At 60.4% G+C, this 16,350-nt stretch carries 11 protein-coding genes and 6 pseudogenes; 7 read left to right on the top strand and 10 right to left on the bottom strand.

Annotation, left to right across the window (positions count from 1 at the left end):
* A partial coding sequence (locus IVB27_RS36040; protein WP_247447423.1) for a recombinase zinc ribbon domain-containing protein occupies positions 1 to 1,144 on the top strand: 1,144 nt, incomplete at its 5' end.
* Between the two features lie 83 nt (positions 1,145 to 1,227).
* Here the strand turns inward: IVB27_RS36040 and IVB27_RS36045 are convergent.
* The 3 genes and pseudogenes from IVB27_RS36045 to IVB27_RS36055 all read right to left on the bottom strand — a co-directional run.
* Positions 1,228 to 1,506: pseudogene (locus IVB27_RS36045) on the bottom strand (IS3 family transposase); the annotation flags it as partial.
* The gene (locus IVB27_RS36050) at positions 1,507 to 2,874 is read right to left on the bottom strand and encodes an IS110 family RNA-guided transposase (RefSeq protein ID WP_247447424.1); all 1,368 of its coding nucleotides are present in this window, start codon (positions 2,872 to 2,874) and stop codon (positions 1,507 to 1,509) included.
* A 230-nt stretch (positions 2,875 to 3,104) separates the two neighbouring features.
* Positions 3,105 to 3,359, bottom strand: a pseudogene (locus tag IVB27_RS36055) (transposase); the annotation flags it as partial.
* Positions 3,360 to 3,617: 258 nt separating this feature from the next.
* Here IVB27_RS36055 and IVB27_RS36060 point away from each other — a divergent pair.
* From IVB27_RS36060 to IVB27_RS36070, 4 genes and pseudogenes are all read left to right on the top strand, one after another.
* A pseudogene (locus IVB27_RS36060) lies at positions 3,618 to 3,731 on the top strand (DUF1326 domain-containing protein); the annotation flags it as partial.
* 238 nt (positions 3,732 to 3,969) lie between these two features.
* On the top strand, positions 3,970 to 4,272 hold the full coding sequence (locus IVB27_RS43900; protein WP_524536544.1) for a hypothetical protein: 303 nt from the start codon (positions 3,970 to 3,972) through the stop codon (positions 4,270 to 4,272).
* A pseudogene (locus IVB27_RS36065) lies at positions 4,272 to 4,505 on the top strand (DUF2336 domain-containing protein); the annotation flags it as partial. The gene IVB27_RS43900 and the pseudogene IVB27_RS36065, both read left to right, overlap by 1 nt.
* A gap of 96 nt (positions 4,506 to 4,601) precedes the next feature.
* Positions 4,602 to 4,715 (top strand): annotated as a pseudogene (locus IVB27_RS36070) (PilZ domain-containing protein); the annotation flags it as partial.
* 309 nt (positions 4,716 to 5,024) lie between these two features.
* Here IVB27_RS36070 and IVB27_RS36075 read toward each other — a convergent pair.
* Genes IVB27_RS36075 through IVB27_RS36090 form a run of 4 tightly spaced genes read right to left on the bottom strand, consistent with a single transcriptional unit; the run spans position 5,025 to position 8,816 of the window.
* A complete protein-coding gene (locus IVB27_RS36075) occupies positions 5,025 to 5,837 on the bottom strand; it encodes a methyltransferase domain-containing protein (protein ID WP_247447425.1) in 813 nt (270 codons plus the stop codon).
* An 18-nt stretch (positions 5,838 to 5,855) separates the two neighbouring features.
* Positions 5,856 to 6,668 (bottom strand): ABC transporter ATP-binding protein, encoded by an 813-nt coding sequence (locus IVB27_RS36080; RefSeq protein WP_247447426.1) that lies wholly within the window; start codon positions 6,666 to 6,668, stop codon positions 5,856 to 5,858.
* Complete coding sequence (locus IVB27_RS36085; protein WP_524536542.1) at positions 6,662 to 7,636, bottom strand: ABC transporter permease; 975 nt, start codon at positions 7,634 to 7,636, stop codon at positions 6,662 to 6,664. Before IVB27_RS36085 ends, IVB27_RS36080 begins: the two co-directional genes overlap by 7 nt.
* Before the next feature lie 58 nt (positions 7,637 to 7,694).
* A complete protein-coding gene (locus IVB27_RS36090) occupies positions 7,695 to 8,816 on the bottom strand; it encodes an ABC transporter substrate-binding protein (RefSeq protein WP_247447428.1) in 1,122 nt (373 codons plus the stop codon).
* A gap of 200 nt (positions 8,817 to 9,016) precedes the next feature.
* On the opposite strand from IVB27_RS36090, the gene IVB27_RS36095 reads away from it, so the two are divergent.
* Both IVB27_RS36095 and IVB27_RS36100 read left to right on the top strand, forming a co-directional pair.
* Entirely contained in the window at positions 9,017 to 10,006 is a 990-nt protein-coding gene (locus IVB27_RS36095; protein ID WP_247447429.1) for a LysR family transcriptional regulator, read from the top strand.
* Positions 10,007 to 10,103: 97 nt separating this feature from the next.
* Positions 10,104 to 10,556: pseudogene (locus IVB27_RS36100) on the top strand (IS66 family transposase); the annotation flags it as partial.
* Positions 10,557 to 11,263: 707 nt separating this feature from the next.
* Here the strand turns inward: IVB27_RS36100 and IVB27_RS36105 are convergent.
* The 3 genes from IVB27_RS36105 to IVB27_RS36115 all read right to left on the bottom strand — a co-directional run bounded on the left by IVB27_RS36105 (position 11,264) and on the right by IVB27_RS36115 (position 14,804).
* Complete coding sequence (locus IVB27_RS36105) at positions 11,264 to 11,566, bottom strand: plasmid stabilization protein (RefSeq protein WP_247447430.1); 303 nt, start codon at positions 11,564 to 11,566, stop codon at positions 11,264 to 11,266.
* A gap of 242 nt (positions 11,567 to 11,808) precedes the next feature.
* Complete coding sequence (locus IVB27_RS36110) at positions 11,809 to 13,041, bottom strand: NAD(P)/FAD-dependent oxidoreductase (protein ID WP_247447431.1); 1,233 nt, start codon at positions 13,039 to 13,041, stop codon at positions 11,809 to 11,811.
* A gap of 323 nt (positions 13,042 to 13,364) precedes the next feature.
* Positions 13,365 to 14,804 carry an FAD-binding oxidoreductase gene (locus IVB27_RS36115; protein ID WP_247447432.1) on the bottom strand — a complete coding sequence of 480 codons (1,440 nt, stop codon included), beginning with the start codon at positions 14,802 to 14,804 and terminating at the stop codon, positions 13,365 to 13,367.
* Between the last annotated feature and the right edge of the window lie 1,546 nt (positions 14,805 to 16,350).

Genomic DNA, 16,350 nt, shown 5'->3' on the forward strand with positions numbered 1-16,350 from the left:
TGGTCGGCATCACGGCGCGCCCAAGCATGGAGACGCGCTGCTGGCCGGTCTGATCCGGTGCAAGCGCTGCGGCCGCAAGCTCACACTCCGGTACTCAGGCATGAAGCACCATATCCCGCGCTACAGCTGCAGCCGCGCTTGGATGGATAATGGCGGCCCTCACTGCATCGCCTTCGGAGGATTGCGCGTCGATGATGCAATCGAGGAAGCACTGCTTGGCGTTGTCGGCCCAGGCGCTATCGGCGCTGCAACCGCTGCCGCCAAGGGAGCCAGGGAACGCCGCGATCAGGTGCGCGATGCTCTCAGTCGCGACCTCGAGGCGGCGCGCTATGCCGCCGACAGGGCTTTCCGGCAATACGATGCCGCTGACCCCGCGAACCGGCTGGTGGCGAGTGAGCTGGAAGCGCGCTGGAACAGGGCGCTCGCTCACGTGGCGGAGATCGAGGGCAAGATCGCCATGCATGATGCAGTGACGTCCGCGCCCATTGTTGATCCAGCTTCGCTCAGCGTTCTTGCCTCGAACCTCAAAACGGTCTGGGATGCGCCGACGACGGATGCTCGCCTCAAGAAACGCATTGTGCGCACCCTCATCCATGAGGTCGTGGCCGATATCGACGACGCGGCTTCCGAGATCGTTCTCATCGTCCACTGGGTGGGTGGTGCCCACAGCGAGTTGCGCTTGCCCAAGCGCCGGCGCGGACAGCGCAACAGCACCTCTGCCGATATTATCCAAGTCGTGCGTCAACTGGTGCTGATCGCCAGCGACGATCTGATTGCCGGCCTCCTCAACCGAAACGGCCTCAAGACGGGCAACGGCAATCGCTGGACCCGCGAGCGCGTCACATCAATGCGTTCGAGCTACCACCTCCCGGTGTTCAAGCCCGCCGATGACGGGATCGAACCCTGGCTCAACCTTAGCAACGCAGCAAAGCTCCTGAAGATCGCGCCCAAGACACTCCGGCTGGCCGCTGAAGCCGGCGAAATCGAAGCCTTCCATCCGCTATCGGACGGCCCGTGGATCTTCGCCCGCGCCTCGCTGATAACAACTGCCGCTCAATCTATCGCCGAACGAGCGCGACAGAACCCAAGATACCCCACGGGATCGCATCCCAATCAGCAAAGTCTCTTCTCTTCAACAACATAGACAGATGGGTGTTCTGATGCGCGGTTGTAGAACCGCTCGTTGTAGTCGAACACGTCGGCCTTGGCCTCGTTCCTGGTGCGATAGCGATGCAGTCCGCATTCGACGCCATCTGCCAAAAGGTCTCTCCAGACACGCCGTGCCCCGTAGGTCCGGTCGCTGGCAAGGAAGCTTGCCTTCACCTTTAGGCCGACCGCTTCGTCGCTGCGGGATCTGGCACTGGGCGATCGGTCCAGCCAGGCATGGAAGCCCGACCGCGATACGCCCATTGCTTCGCATAGCCATGCCACCGGCCAGACGTTCCGGTGCTTCGCGATGAAGCCGAACTTCATGTCGCTTCCTTCGCGAAGTAGGCAGCGGCCTTCCTAAGAAACAGCCGATTCGGCGTCTCCCGGAATGACCTGCAAGACGAAGCCCAGCGATTTGGCCCGGCGTTGAAGGTTGGCGAGGACACGGCTCCGATATTGCTGCTCATAGTGGTCCGCGCCCGGGTCCTTGTAGCTCATACCGTATCGGACGGTGTTGTAGAATAAGACCGCGATCTTGCGGGCGGTCGCCGTCACCGCCTTCGCCTTCCCCGCACGTGAGGACAACCGACGATAGAATGCCCCAAGCGCCGTATCGCTTCGCCCAACCGTAGTGGCGGCCAGCCGCAACAGCGCGGCCGCTCGACTGGACGATCTGCGTGTGCGTGAAGACAGCACCTTGCCGCCGGAGATTTTGTTGCCTGGTGCGAGGCAGAGCCAGGAAGTAAAGTGCTTGGCGCTCGGCCATGCCTTCAGGTCCGTGCCGCACTCGCCGATAAGCTTTAGTGCGAGTGACGGACCCAACCCATGGATCTCAGTCAAGTCGACGCCGAGGACGCCGTACAGCGCGGTTCTGACATCAAAGGGGGGCGTGTTGACCTGTTTGGTCTTGATGCGTGGCTTGGATAGCTTTCCGACCGGCTTTGCCCCTTTGCGGCTCAATGCAGCGATCAGGACTTCGAGCTTGCGGTCGCAATCCAGCATCTTTGCCTGGTAGACGTCGTAGAGTTCCAGCGATTGGGCCAAGGCGAAGACATGTTCATCCCGATCGTTGCCCACCAATGCCGCGCGGATTGTCTCGGCTGAAGAATGGCACCGCACATCCCGGTAGGTTGCCAACACGTCGGGATTGCGCTCGCCTCCAACGATGGCTCGGATAATCCGCATGCCCGTCGCGCCGGTGATATCCGAGACGACATGATGGAGCTGTAGGTTCATCTCCATCAGGGCCTTCTGCATATGCTGGATGTGGGCTGCGGCATATTCCACAAGCCGCTCTCGCTGGCGCAGATAGGCACGCAGGGTTGCAATCTCGGCATCAGGCCGGAAGCTGCCGCGCAACAGGCCATAGGAATGAAGCTGGCGTAACCATGCGGCATCGCTGACGTCTGTTTTGCGCCCGGGCACATTCTTGGCGTACCGAGCATTGACAAGAATCACATCAAACCCGCGCTGCTCCAGGATCTCATAGACCGGGATCCAATAGACCCCGGTGGACTCCATCGCAACACTGGTCACGCCGCATGCCTTGAACCAGTCCGCCAGATCATGCAGGTCTGATGTGAACGTGCCGAACATGCGCACCGGGATGTCAGCGCAGGCCGGGTTCACGGCAGCCATGTGCATCTTCGACCCAATGTCGATTGCTGCGGCCCCGAAGTTGACCGGCTTCAACTCCGGGCGGTTATCGGTCGTCGTCTTGGGCATAGCGTCCTCCGTTCAAAGCAGGAGGGTCTGGGTTATGCCAATCGTCATCTTCCTAATCGGGATCGTCGCCGGAGCGGCGTCACCACTCTCAAGTCCGCATGCACCCATGGACCACGTTTTTTAACGGGGATTGTGCCTCCAATAAGCTGACGGCCGCTACCCTCCCGGCCGCAGAGGATAGCACAAGGCTGTTTCTACCCCGCGCAGGCGTGCAACGGCCCTGGACAGTTTTTTAGGATGTCCCGCTCTGCCTTCAGCTTGTTGACCTCGCGCCGCAACCGCTCGATCTCTTGCTGCTCAGGCTTCATCTGCCCCTGGCCGGGGAAGGCCTGCACCGGGGCGGAGCCGAACTCCTTCACCCATTTGCGCAGCACGTTCTCATGGACGCCCAGGTCGCGGCCTGCCTGCGCCACCGAGACCCCGCGTTCCCTGACAAGCTTGACCGCCTCGACCTTGAACTCTCGACTGAACTTCCGTCTCTGCATCACCTACCTCCGGCTTCATGAAACACCCAATCTCGGTGTCCATCAAACCGGCAGCAGCTCACCCCGATGTAAGCTTATCCAAAGTTGCTCGTCTCAACTTCTTCGGCTGACCGATTTCGGTCATTGGTTCGAGGGAGAGTCAGTCATGAACTGCATCCCAGAGTGGCGACTTGTTGGCGATTGGTTCGACATCTGTAGCTGCAACATCCCTTGTCCTTGCGAGTTTGCTCAGCCTCCGACCAACAATGCTTGCCACGGATGCTCGTTTGGCACGTCCGGGAAGGTCATTTCGGCGACGTTCCGCTAGATGGATTTAACCTGCTGGTGCTCGGCGGGTTCGAAGGCAACCTGTGGGCAGGTGCCGAGGCGACGCTGGGGCTCTTCATCGATGAGAGAGCTGATGAACGGCAGCGGCAAGCACTGCAGACTATCTCGTTCCAGCGACGCGCGCGGCGAGGGATTCGGTTTCAAGTGGACTGCGAAGGACTGGTCGAGCAAGCACATTCCGTTCGATTGGACCGGCCCCGGTCCCGCCTAGCCGGACGAGACGGCGAGGCCGAGGTTCATCACGCAGAGCGTTCAATCTGCTTACGTGCGATTGAATTCCACGTTGGGTGCTGCGCCTCTGGGCATCCTCATCTCGCTGATCGTTCTGACCGGCATTACCTGGGGCCTGACGCTGTACCAAGCCAGCAGCATGAGCCTTCCAATGGACAGCGTGTTGACGGGAACCGTCTCAGCCGGAGGCATGGAAGGGATGCAAGGCATGGAAGGCATGGCCATGACCGGTATGTCCGCCGGCCTTTGCATCAGGCTCGTCACCCGCTCCGAAAGCGCCACAACGGCCCTGCTCGGCCGACTACGCCGTCGCGAGACCTCAACCGCGTCGGCAAGCTCAACGATCCGACGGTGAACCGCTCCGCGATCCGGGCAGAGGCGGCCAGCCTGTTCACCGCGCTTTCCGTGCTCTCGGGAGCCCCGATCGAAATCATCGAGCAGGTCATGACGGACGCCGATTGCGAGGGCCTCATCATGGCGTGTCGCGCAGCCCGCCTGAATTGGCAGACGACGCTTGCGATCCTCAGCAACCGCGGCGGCTCGCGGCTCTCCTTCGAGCAGCGCGAGCGGGCCTCGCAAGATGTTTGAAACGCTCTTTCTCTCGACCAGCCAATGGACGGTTCGCTGGAAGAAATCGCAGCCAGGGCCCATGCCGTCTTTCGCGGCGCAACATCCGGGGGATCGATGAGATTCGACAATCGCAAGGCGATTCGTGTGCGGATGGATCACAGGCAGCACATCAACTTGATAGGCTCGGACGGCACCTGGCGACGCAGTTGCGTCCTGCTCGACGTCTCGGGAGGTTTTGATGCGCAAGTCATTTAACGGCGAGCGGCGCGTCGTCATTGTCGATGCGAGCTCAATGGCGCACCGCTTTCCCTCTCGGGATTGCCGGGATGCATCTTGGACCGTCAACCCTGCCAGTCACAGCAACCTTCGCCGGCAAAACCGAACGCTCGGCTTATCTCAGGGAAAAGGTTCGCCAGCGGGTTCCTTTAGAAGACGCGAGGGCAGATTGATAGACCGTTGAGCGGCGGGCTGTTTGGATATTTCAGCGTGGTTCAGTCGTCGAATGCGGCCGCGCAGCGACAATATCTGCCACAGGCGTCATGGAGCATCGTCAATCTTGCGCGCGGTGAGGCTTAGGAAGAGCATGGATCCGTAAAAGGTGCCGGTGGCAACGCGCCGCTGCGCCTCCCGGTCGAAGCCATCCACTAGTGCTTGCCCAATCTCGCCAGCCCGGCCAGCCGCGCTGGTTCCACGCGAGAGCAAAGTGAGCAGGTAGTCGGGGTGCGTCGTCTGCACGTAACCGTAAGGATCCAGCGATTCCACGCAGAAACCGGCTGCGGCGGCGAGAACAGGGAGCCGCCGCATAATGTAGGGTGCGTGTACCATATTGCGCAGCACCGCGCCCACTGCCGATTGCAACGGATCGCCATCGAACAGCGCGACGCCAAGCGTCGCGAAATCGCCGTCAAAAACGACGAGCTGACCTCCCGGCTTAAGTACCCGCCAGGCTTCGGCTAATGCACCCTTCGGGTCGAGTAAATGGGAATAGACGGTATGTGCGAAGACAATATCGAAACTGGCGTCCGGCTGCCCGGTGGACGCAGCATCGCCGCGCTCGAACGACGCCCGTGGCTCGCCGTTGAATGTTTCGATCGCCATCCTGATGAATAGCGAGGATGGATCGATTCCCAAAAGTCGTGTTGGGCACAGGTGTTGCATGATGAGCTTCGTGACAGCACCGTTGCCGCAGCCGACCTCGAGCACATGGGCGTCCGGCACACAGATTTTCCTCATATAGCGCGCGCATATCGATTGCATGGCCGGCTCGGCCGCGCGGATGCTCATCGATCTGGCGATGACATCCAGCACCTCGGGCGGCTGTTCTTCAATGCGCGTGAGTAGATCGGTCAAGCGGCGCTCCCTTGGCCCTCACCAGGTTTCGGCAAGCCCCAAATGGCCCATGATTTCACGCCGAAGCTCTGCCAGATGTGAATCGCCGCGATGACGAGGATAAGGCCGCGCATTCACGACCTCGGCCCTGATGCGTGCGGGGCGGTCACTCAGCACGATAACCCGAGTAGCAAGGAAGATGGCCTCTTCCACGTCGTGGGTGACCAGAAGCGCGGTGAAGCCCGCCCGCTGCCAGAGTGACACGAGCTCTTGCTGCATGGCGATGCGCGTCAGAGAATCGAGTTGGCCCAGCGGCTCATCGAGAATGAGAAGCTTTGGGTCGTTAACCAGTGCCCGCGCCAGAGCCGCGCGCTGCGCCATCCCGCCGGAAAGCTGGCGTGGATAAGCCGTGGGGAAACCAGCAAGGCCGACCAGTCGCAACGCGTCATCGACCCGTTCGCGATGGCTTCGAAGCAGCCCGCGCGCTTCCAGCCCAAGAGCAACGTTGCTCCAAACGGTGCGCCATGGATAGAGCGTTGGGTCCTGAAAAACGATGATGCGTGACGCATCGGGCCGGTCAATCGCCTGGCCATCCATGGATATTTTGCCAATCGCGGGAAAGTCGAGCCCTGCAACCAATCGCAACAAAGTCGACTTACCGCAACCACTCGGACCCAAGATTGCGACGAACTCTCCGCGCTCGAGCCGCAAGCTGATACGCTCCAGCACCGGCAGCGGACGTCCCTCTAGCTCGAACCAATGGCTCACCCCGTGAATCGAAAGGGCGGCTCCCCGCTCCGATGGGATGTCGACCTGAAGCGCAGGTTCTGATTCTGCCGTGTGGGCTACCATCGCACCAACCCCTTCTGCCATGCCAGAAGCCGATCACGCAGGCGGAATAGCAGGGTGATCAAACCGGAGAAGATGAACGCCATGATCAGCAGGGCGGCATACATGTTGGCATAAGCAGCCCACCCCTGCGCCCATTGAAGGTACCAACCAAGGCCGGCCTTGACGCCGAGCATCTCGGCAATAACGAGGACGGCAAACGAGTTGCCGAGGCCCATGAACAGTCCGACGAATACGTGCGGCATTGCCGCTGGAATGGTCACCTTGAGAATGAGGAAACTTTGGCTAGCGCCGAGCGTGCGCGCGATATCGTAGTAGGCCTTGCTCACGCCTGCGACGCCCGACCAGGTTAGGACGGTAACCGGAAATCCGGTCGCCAGCGCAATCAGAAACGTGCTCGCGCTGTGACTTGACGGGAAGACAAAGAACGCAAGCGGCAGCCAGGCCGTCGCGGGCAGCGGGCCGACGAGCCGCAAGACCGGGTGGATCCAATAGCCGATGGCGCTCGACCAGCCAATGGCGACGCCCGTGACGAAACCGAGCACCGCGCCAAGAAAATAGCCCCCTGCCAGCAGGCGTAACGAGGCGAGAACACCTTCCGCGAGGCGGACGCGATCATCAACCATGACTTCCAAGAGAGCTTGAGGTGGTGGGAAGAATGGCATGGGAAGGAGGCCTAGCTTCGCCGTAACCGTCTCCCAAGCACCGAGAAGCAATGCGAGCGCAAGCATCCACGGTGCAAGGCGCTGCATGCGCGGCAAGCAGGCGAACCAAAGGTCGGCAATAGTTGCGAATGCGAGCACAGCGCCGAGCGCACCAAAGGCAGCGGCAAGGTCGCCTGTGTAGTCCCAATCCGTTCCGGGCTGGTCGGACCAGACGGCTGTGAGCATGGCGGCTCCGAGCCATGCCGCCGCTGCCATTCCAGGAATCCATGCCCGCCGCATCGGGCTCTTGCGCCGGGCGACAGCCATCATTGACGGGCGGGTCCCTTGATCCATGGTAGAATTGATCGCCACGGCTATTGCCCACTCAGCTGAGGACGTCGACGTAGACCCGTTCTGCGAACTTTGTCGGGTCCGTGCTTCGCTTGAGGACGTTTACCTCTTTGAGCTCATCCGCGTACAACACGATCTGCCGTTTGAGCTCCGCCCCGATCGGGTGATTGTGGTGAGTGTGGCTTGCGAGTATAGCGCCGAGATCGTCTAGCGAGCCCTTGCCCCCATAGGCCGAGTACGCCGCCGCGGCATCGGCGGGATTGCGAGCGACCATGTCGCCAGCCTCGAGCACGGATCGTGTCAATGCGCCTGCCGCGGCCGGTTCGCCACGGATCAGGCTTCCGCGGATAGCGAGTACGCAGCAGATGCGATCGGCAAATCCGCCAGAGAGATTGGTCATAACCTCGTTGAGCTTGCCGCTCTTGAGCCAGAGATAGGTGCGCGGGTCATTGTCGGTGAGTGCATGGGCCTCGCCCTTCTCAACGGCAAGCGCGAGCAGATCGGCCGGATATTGGCGCCAGTCGACGTCCCTCACCGGATCAATCCCCTTCTTGGCGAACGCAATGGAGAAGAAGTTCTTCGCCGGGCTTGCCTGGTCACTGATGGCGATGGTCTTGCCGCGCAGCGATTCCAGGCTGGTGATGTTGGCAGTCTTAGACCCGAGCAGCCGAATGCAGCCGCCGTGCACACCGGCTGTAATACGAACATCGAATCCCTGCTCTAGCGGCTTGAGCCAACGTAGAGCCATCCCGATGCCCGCGTCCGCTTTGCCGGTCGCGATCGCTTCGAGGAGTTGTTCCGTCGAACCACCAAAATTGATGAAATCGACGTCAAGGTTATGTTTTGCGAAGACGCCCCGTTCCTTTGCGACAGGGGCCGCCGCCGTGCAAACCGACGTCGCATTCCACGCAAGCGTGAGCGCTCGCGGCGGTCCCGATAACCCTTCCCTTGGCATAGCCGTGCGGCAAAAAGGGAGTTCATCAGGAAGAGGTGCGCTCTTCAGTGCTGTCAGCGCACGAGCCACAGTGACCGTCGCGAGTGGCGCTGCAACCCCGAAAGCCCCGGCAAGGCCGAGGACCGTCCGACGGGAGAAACAGGGTCGAGTCGGCTCGCGCGGCTCGGTCGTGAGGTTCCTGCGATTGTTATCGTTCTCCATGATCATCATCCCTGGTCAGGCGTTCATAGAGACGTGGCAGCGGAAGACCGTTGTATGGCCAGGATCTTCTTGGCCGCATTGCTCGGCGGAACGCCGGAGGCGATATTCCAAGCTTGCTGGCAAACATGCCGCCATAGTGGGCCCTCGTCCAATGCATAATTTTACTGTTATTCCATGCCGGGGAGGCATAGGTTTGAGCTATGGATCTAAGGCGCCTGAGAACCTTTGTTGCCGTCGCCGAACTGGGCACCGTATCGAAAGCCGCGGTTCGCCTGCGCATTGGACAGCCTGCACTTTCGCGACAAATCGGTGATCTTCAGCAGGAGTTGGGCCTCACGCTTTTTGACCGTGTTGGGCGGGGACTCGTTTTAACCGCAGAAGGCAAACAGCTTCTCGCGGATTGCCGCCGCGTAATGACCGATCTCGACGCTGTCCGCGAACACGCGGAGGTCCTTCGGCGCGGAGACAGGGGAGCGCTGAAAATCGCGGCGCCACCGCACACGATCGAAAGTGTGCTGGCGAGGTTTCTTCCTCAATACGCTGAGCGCTTTCCCAACGTAAATGTAGAGCTGATTGAAGCACTCGGTGCCGAACAGACAGCCATGCTCGAACGCGGGGAAGTTCATGTGGGCATCAGACTTGAACAAGGGGGTCCCCACTTCGAGGGTCGCGTCCTTCCACCGGCTGACGCCTTGGCCGCTTGCGCCACATCCCTACAGCTAGGTCATGCAGGTTTCATAGATATCACCCGCCTTGCCTCTTATCCGTTGCTGCTACTGGACTCCGGCTATTCCATCCGAAGGCTGTTCGACGCAGCGTGCCGCCTCGCAGACGTCGAGCCCAATATTGTGCTCGAGAGTCGTGCACCGCACACCCTGCTCGCTATGGCGGAGGTTGGGCAGGGTGTGGCGATCATCCCCTCCCTTCAGCGAACGGACCGATACGCTTTGCGAATTGTCCGCGTAACGCATGGCCGCAAGCCAATTCGAGAAAGAGTTGCGATTCAATGGGACAAGCGCCGCCGACTTCCTTCTTATGCCGTCGCCTTTTGCGAAACGCTGGCCGAGTACATGCATACCATCCTCCCAATTACACATCCTACCAAAACCAATGAGGCAGGTGGGCGGAAAGCACTCGTCTCTCGAAGATTTCACGGCAATGAAAAGGGCCTGATACGCCCCGATGGCTGAGTGCCGATCCCGCAACATTTCGGTCGTGGTCAAGTAGCTGAATGTTGGATTGATCGAGAGATTAGCTGCAGATTGGAAGCGCCATGGGACAATGCACAAACGTATCGACGCGTCCTTCGACATCGAGCGTGAGATCAACGCCCTGAGTGCTGAGAAGCGACTGTTTGTGCGCAGAAGCTTGCCGCTGCTCTTCGAGCTGGAAATCTGGCTGCGTGAGCAGCGCAACAAGCTCTCGCGCCCGTCCAACGTTCTCAAGCCGATTAATTAGATGCTGAAGCGCTGGGACGGCTTCGCCCAATTCGTCGACGAGGGTCGCATTTGTCTGACCAACAACGCGGCTGACGGAGCCTGCGCGGATTGGCTCCGGGCAGAAAGGCCTGGTTGTTCGTTGGATCCGACCGCGGCGCGGCAGGGCCGCCATCATGTTCACCCTCATCATGACCGCGCGCATCAACGACGTCGATCCCAGGTCAGACGGATCGTGGAGATCACGCAATTTCACCTGCACGAACTGCTCCCGTGGGAGTGGAAAGCAAAGCCGAAAATGTAAATCGGCGAGCCGTTTGACCTCCAATCGACGTCCAACGCAGACCTCACCAATGGCGCTCGAAGTTATTGATACTGCGAAGGAAAGTAGCAGTTGGCTGTGGTCACTGTTGGACGCTTATAGGGGTCAAAGTTCGGAGCTGATACACAGTAAGTTGCCGGCATCGACCAAATTCCGAAGTCTCGCGATCCATCCGGACACCTGCGCGCAGGAACGCTTTGCCCCGTAGCGAGTCCTAAAGACTACATCGATCCTCCTTTGCGCCTAGATCGAACATGGACAAGGCGGCCGCCTATGCGATCTCACTCTTGATCGTCGGCATCGGCGGAGGGGTCCTTGTTGCCGGCCTAAGCTCCAGCGCGCCCGCTTTGTGGATCTGCGTCGCTCTCGTCCCCATAGCGATCGGACTCCTGAGCGCTTTCGGGCCGAAGTAGCAATCAATCCTTTCCGGGCGCGCTTTCAGCCCGCGTCCATCACCATCGAGGATCGATGTGACGTTTACGGCGCCCGGTGCGGTGGCACGGACCTACCTTATTGAACGAAAGGGCCTTCGGACCGCCGATCTTAAGCGCCAGTTCATCGAGAATCGGCTTTCCCAAGGCTCGGAGGATGAGCAGACCGCGTCGACTTTCCCGTTGACCTTCTCTTACCCGCCTTCCTTGGTACTGGCCGAAACCTTGCAGCGCGACAGCAGGTGTCCGCACCACTTGCTACGCAGCATGTCGCTTGCGGGTACGGGCAGCTTTTTTGACGGAACGGGATCGTTCGATCGCCGGCCGGCTCGCCGATGCCCGCCCGCCGAGTTTTCCGCCCTTGTGGGAGGGGGAGTGATCTTCTGTCTTTCCCCTTCCTGACCCACTTTTCTTGCCGCCACGGGTTTCCTTGTTGACGGTTGCCCAGGCTCGCCTTTCAGTTTCATCTTCGGGCACGCCGCGACGTTCGTAGCCCTCCTCAATGTGTTCGGCCTGTCGTTTCTGCTTGTTCGTATAGCTGGATTTGTCACCACGAGGCATGAGAGCACTCCTGTCGTTCCTCTTGAAGCGAAAACGACATTCGGGATGCACGGTTCCTCCGCACAGGCGCGATGACCTTGGCTAGCCTTGGGAAAAGGCCGCATCACCGATGCGGCGCCGTATCGGAGCCTCCCGCTGCTTCAGCGCAGGAAGAGGGACTGCAATGCATGACAGCCAGCTTTCCTGGGTGCCGTTGGTATGCCAAGCCGCATCGCGGTCGAGCCGGCCATATTCGCTGGACCTTACGTCGACCGTCCATGAAGCCCGGGCTCCTCGGCGGCCGCCATGATTTCGCGGATATTTTCCCTCGAGAAGAACTCTGAGGGCGAGACGGTCCCAGCATTCATCTGCGCAAAGCCGTCCATGGCTCTCTGATTGCCGCAGATCGCGCCGAATAGCTGCTGCATCTCGACCGGAGGCGGCTCCAGCGTCGCGAGTTGGCAGGTGAATTCGTACATCGGGAGAACCCCGGCGTCGCGGGCGCGGTGGTAATCACCCATCACCGCCTCGAACGACCGAGTCCCGGTGAGGCATTCGTCCAATGCAGCGGTACATCGATCGGCATCGCGGAAGGCGTCGTTGATGCCTTGTGCCGTGATCGGGTCCTTAAGGTAACTTGCGTCGCCTATGAGCACCCAACCTCGACCGTAAGGCTTCCGGAAGAAGTTAGGCGTTGGGGCGCCGACCAACCGCCCCTCACGCTTTGCACCGCCCAGACGATCGGCAAACTCAGGTGCAAGCTCAAACAGCTTGAGATAGCTGGCTTCAATGTTCGTCTTGTTGGTCGCGTATTCAGCGTAGGGCCACCCTCCGACAACCATGGTCAGGCCGTCATGGGTTTGCGCCGCCGCAAAACCCCGGCTGGGACGGATGTAGGTTTCGAATCTGCCGTCCATCGGAAGATCGCTCCAGTAGGCATAATAAGGAGCCAGCAGTGGCGGCCTTTGGTTGTACTTCTCCGGCCGGACCGTCTCTGCAACGATTGAGTTCCGGCCATCCGCCCCAACGACAATGTCGGCACGTTCGGTAACGACGTCGCCCCCCGTCGACCGCCCCTTGATCCCGACGACGCCTCCGTCTTCCGTCAGAATCTGCTCAACCGTGAAATCCTCTCGGGTTTCGACGCCGGCTTCAGCCGCAGCATCGACCAGCAGCTTGTCGAGAACAGTGCGCCGGGGACAATACGCAACCGGAGCATCCTGCGTGCCGGGCGCGCCGGCGATCGTGAACGGGCCGAAGTTGAAGGCATACGTGTCGATCGGCGGGACGCCGGTTTCGAGGAGGCGATCGAGCAGCCCCCATCTCGAGAGCGCGGCTACGGCGAGGGGCTGTACTACGTGAGTAGAAAGCGTGTCGCTGGGGAAGCTCGCGCGGTCGACCATCAGAACACGGTAGCCCCTGCGCGCCAAAAGCATTGCGATTGGGGATCCGGCGCAGCGCGCTCCAACGACGATTGCTTGGTATTCCTTGCCCATTTCTGCAACCCTCTTAGCCGTTATGTCCGAGTTTGATTTTCTCCACGCGGATTGTGAATAAAGAACGTTCCACTGAGCCGATGCTGGCGCCGAGCCGCTCCCGGATCGGTCGCAAGGTGGCCAATGCCGTCAAGAACATTCCGCGGATGGCCGACGGCCTGGACTCTGATCAGCTTGAGATCATCAACTGTCAGACGAGGCAGCACCTCACCGTCGATACCGAAGCGCCTGCTCATAGCATTGCAAGCCTAGAGACCGAACAGCCATTCTTCGATCTCCAACCTCGTCGCCGTGGACGGCTCAGCGGCGGTACCTCTTGTCCTTCAGGCCACCGATCGCTGTGCGGACGGCCGGACGTTCTGGTTCAACCGGAACAAATTGCCGGGATCGTATTTCGACTTCAGCGCCATGAGATGCGCGTAGTTCGTACCGTATGCGCTGGACACGCGATCGGTCTCGTCCTCGGGCATGAAGTTGACGTAGACGCCGCCGGTTGCATGAGGTGCCGCTTCAGTGAAGAGCTTGCGCGCCCAGTCGATCGAGCGCTGCCTGTCAGCAGGCTCGCGCCACCGCGTATGCACATTCATCGCAAAATTCGCGTTGCGATGCGGATAAGCCGTTGCGTCAGGCGCTACACGGCCAGCCGCCCCGCCAAGCTGCCCGATGAAGATTTCGCACTCTTCGGTCGGAAGCTGCGCAAACTGGCTGACGAGGACATCCAGGAGCCCGTCGCTGAGTTCGACGAAGTTATGCGACTTCCAATAGTTGCAGGCACCCGGTGTCAGCAACGGGTCGAACGCACTCTGCCATGCGGTGAAGGGCTGCATGCCGACCACGTCGGCAATGGGTGTTCCGAGCCCGCGCAGCGGCTCCAATGCCCGGTTACCGTCGCGCTCATCGCCAACATAGCAAACCGCAAATACGAGGATTTCCTTGCCGTGAACGTCAGCCGGCAGGAAGGGAAGCGGTGGGGCCTTTCTGAGGACCACCCATTGCGTGAGTTCGTCGGGCGCATTGGCTGCGGCCTGGCGATAGCCGGCGAGAAGCTCTCTTGCCCGAGCAAAGGGATGGACAATCAGACCGGACAGGACGTTGGGGCCGATCGGGTGCAGGCGGAATTCGAACGAACTCACGACGCCGAAATTGCCGCCGCCTCCGCGCAGGGCCCAGAACAAGTCGGGGTTCTCGGTGGCGCTCGCCTGCACCAGCTTGCCGTCAGCAGTCACCACGTCGGCTGAGATGAGATTGTCGACTGCCAGCCCGAACTTGCGGCTGAGCCATCCGAATCCGCCACCAAGTGTCAGCCCCGCCACGCCAGTTGTCGAATTGATACCGAGGGGGGTCGCCAGCTCGAAGGCCTGTGCCTCTCTGTCGAAATCGCCGAGGATAGCACCGGGTTCGACGCGCGCGGTGCGGCTAACGGGATCGATCCGCACGCCACGCATCAGCGAGAGGTCGAGCAAGAGACCTCCCTCGCATACGGCATTCCCGGCAATGTTGTGGCCGCCGGCCCGCACCGCAAGCAGAGCACCGTGCTCACGCGCAAACGAGACGGCGCGCATGATGTCTGCGGCGCCTCTGCAGCGGACCACCGCGCTGGGGTGGCGGTCGATCATCGCATTCCAGATCGTGCGGGCCTCATCATAGCCCGCTTCACCAGGGAGGCAAACCTTGCCTCGCAGCGTTTTGCGGAAAACGGCTAACGTCTCACTTCCAACGACAGTTGCCCCGCCCTGCAGCGAGGCCAGCCGGATCTCCGTCATGGCGTTCCTCCAAAAGGTAGGCTTGTGTCAATTTCGGTAGATGATAGTTCCACTGCTCCCGACAACGTCAGCAAATCGATCGTCGCTCGTGAGGCCGGCAGGTTTTCGCCTCTTCGCCGATCGCTCCACTGAACGGGAATTTCCACCTGGACGTAAGTCCCTTTGCCGGCAGAAAGGTTCACGGAGGTTGCGGAGTTGAATACGACTGGTTGGCATGGAACTTCGGCCAGCTCTCGTATTGAACCGCAACCAGCCCCCTTAAGTAGTACCAGAAGCAGCAACCGTAACGTGCGCGAACAGTAGCTGTACTCGGGCAACGAACGGGGGCAATCTGCTGGACGAAACGACGTCGGTCGCGAAACAAGAGAGTCTGTTTCTGGGATTCAGAGCAGCGGACCCCCACTCGGCTGTCTTCACCGACACTCGCGGCGCTCAGCTCCATTTCGGGAATCTCGACCTCATTCGAATGGGGTCACGGAATCAATCGCAGGGGTATTGTTTGAGGCACCAAATTCGGTCGTGACGTCCCGTGTACCACGAGCTCATGCGACTGGGCGGTGAATCGGAGGGAGGGATCAGCCCGCGTCAAGTTAGACTGGGCCGGAAACCTTGTAGAGCAGGATCCCGCCCATGATGAGGATCCAGCCGACTTACGTGGCGACAGCCCATACCCGCGTCGACATCGAACGCCTCGGCTCGCCAATAATGAAGCAACACGAAGAGACCGCTGGCGCTGGACAGCGGTCTCTTCCGGCCCGGATTGAAATTTCTTGGAGGCGAAATCCCGCCCCGGGTCCGCGCTTATCAAGCATCAGCGAGGCGCTGTTGTGGAGTCGAAAATGCGGGCTGCACCTAACGGAACAATTGTGATGTTGCGAGAGCGACACACAGTCGCGCCTGACCCTCTTGTCGCTGAAGTCATCGCCCCGGTGGGTAGCGGCTCTCAACGCCTGCGATCGGCGCGATCATGGGCCATGACAGAAACACAGCGCCGCTCGCTTAAAATTCATGCGAGCGACGTTGGTTCTAACGCAGCTATCGGTCATGCGAAATCCTGACGACTGCAAGTTTGCCGCGGCGCGCAAGGATTTCATAGTCCAGAAGCAGTAGCTCGCCTCGGCAAGGCAGAAGCGGACGCTCGGCGATGCCGCAGTGAATCAACAGCAGACATCCTCACACCGGAAGTGTAATTTCCGCGAATCCGGGCTCGACGCAGAATGACCCAAAAATGAGGGAAGGCACGACCGGCAAGAGCGGCATAATGTCGAAGGACCACGTGAACAAGTAAACCGCGCGTCGGAATGGTTCGTGGGCATGCCTCCACGACGACCAGCCTTAAAGCTCGGTTCCAGCCTGTCCTCCCCGCTGGTGCCGTTCCCTTTCAGAGGCAGCAAGATCGGCTTCGAGCCCCCTATCTTTCGGGCATACGCATCGCCCGAAAGCCACGCGGGTTGAACGGTGCCGGCGTAATATCGTGAGCGCCGGTGTGTATCAGCTCCGAACTTTGGCTCTGACTCATTTCTGATGAAGTTCGCCGGCGACTGTG

The sequence above is a fragment of the Bradyrhizobium sp. 197 genome (assembly GCF_023073375.1).
In the GTDB taxonomy this organism is placed as follows: domain Bacteria; phylum Pseudomonadota; class Alphaproteobacteria; order Rhizobiales; family Xanthobacteraceae; genus Bradyrhizobium.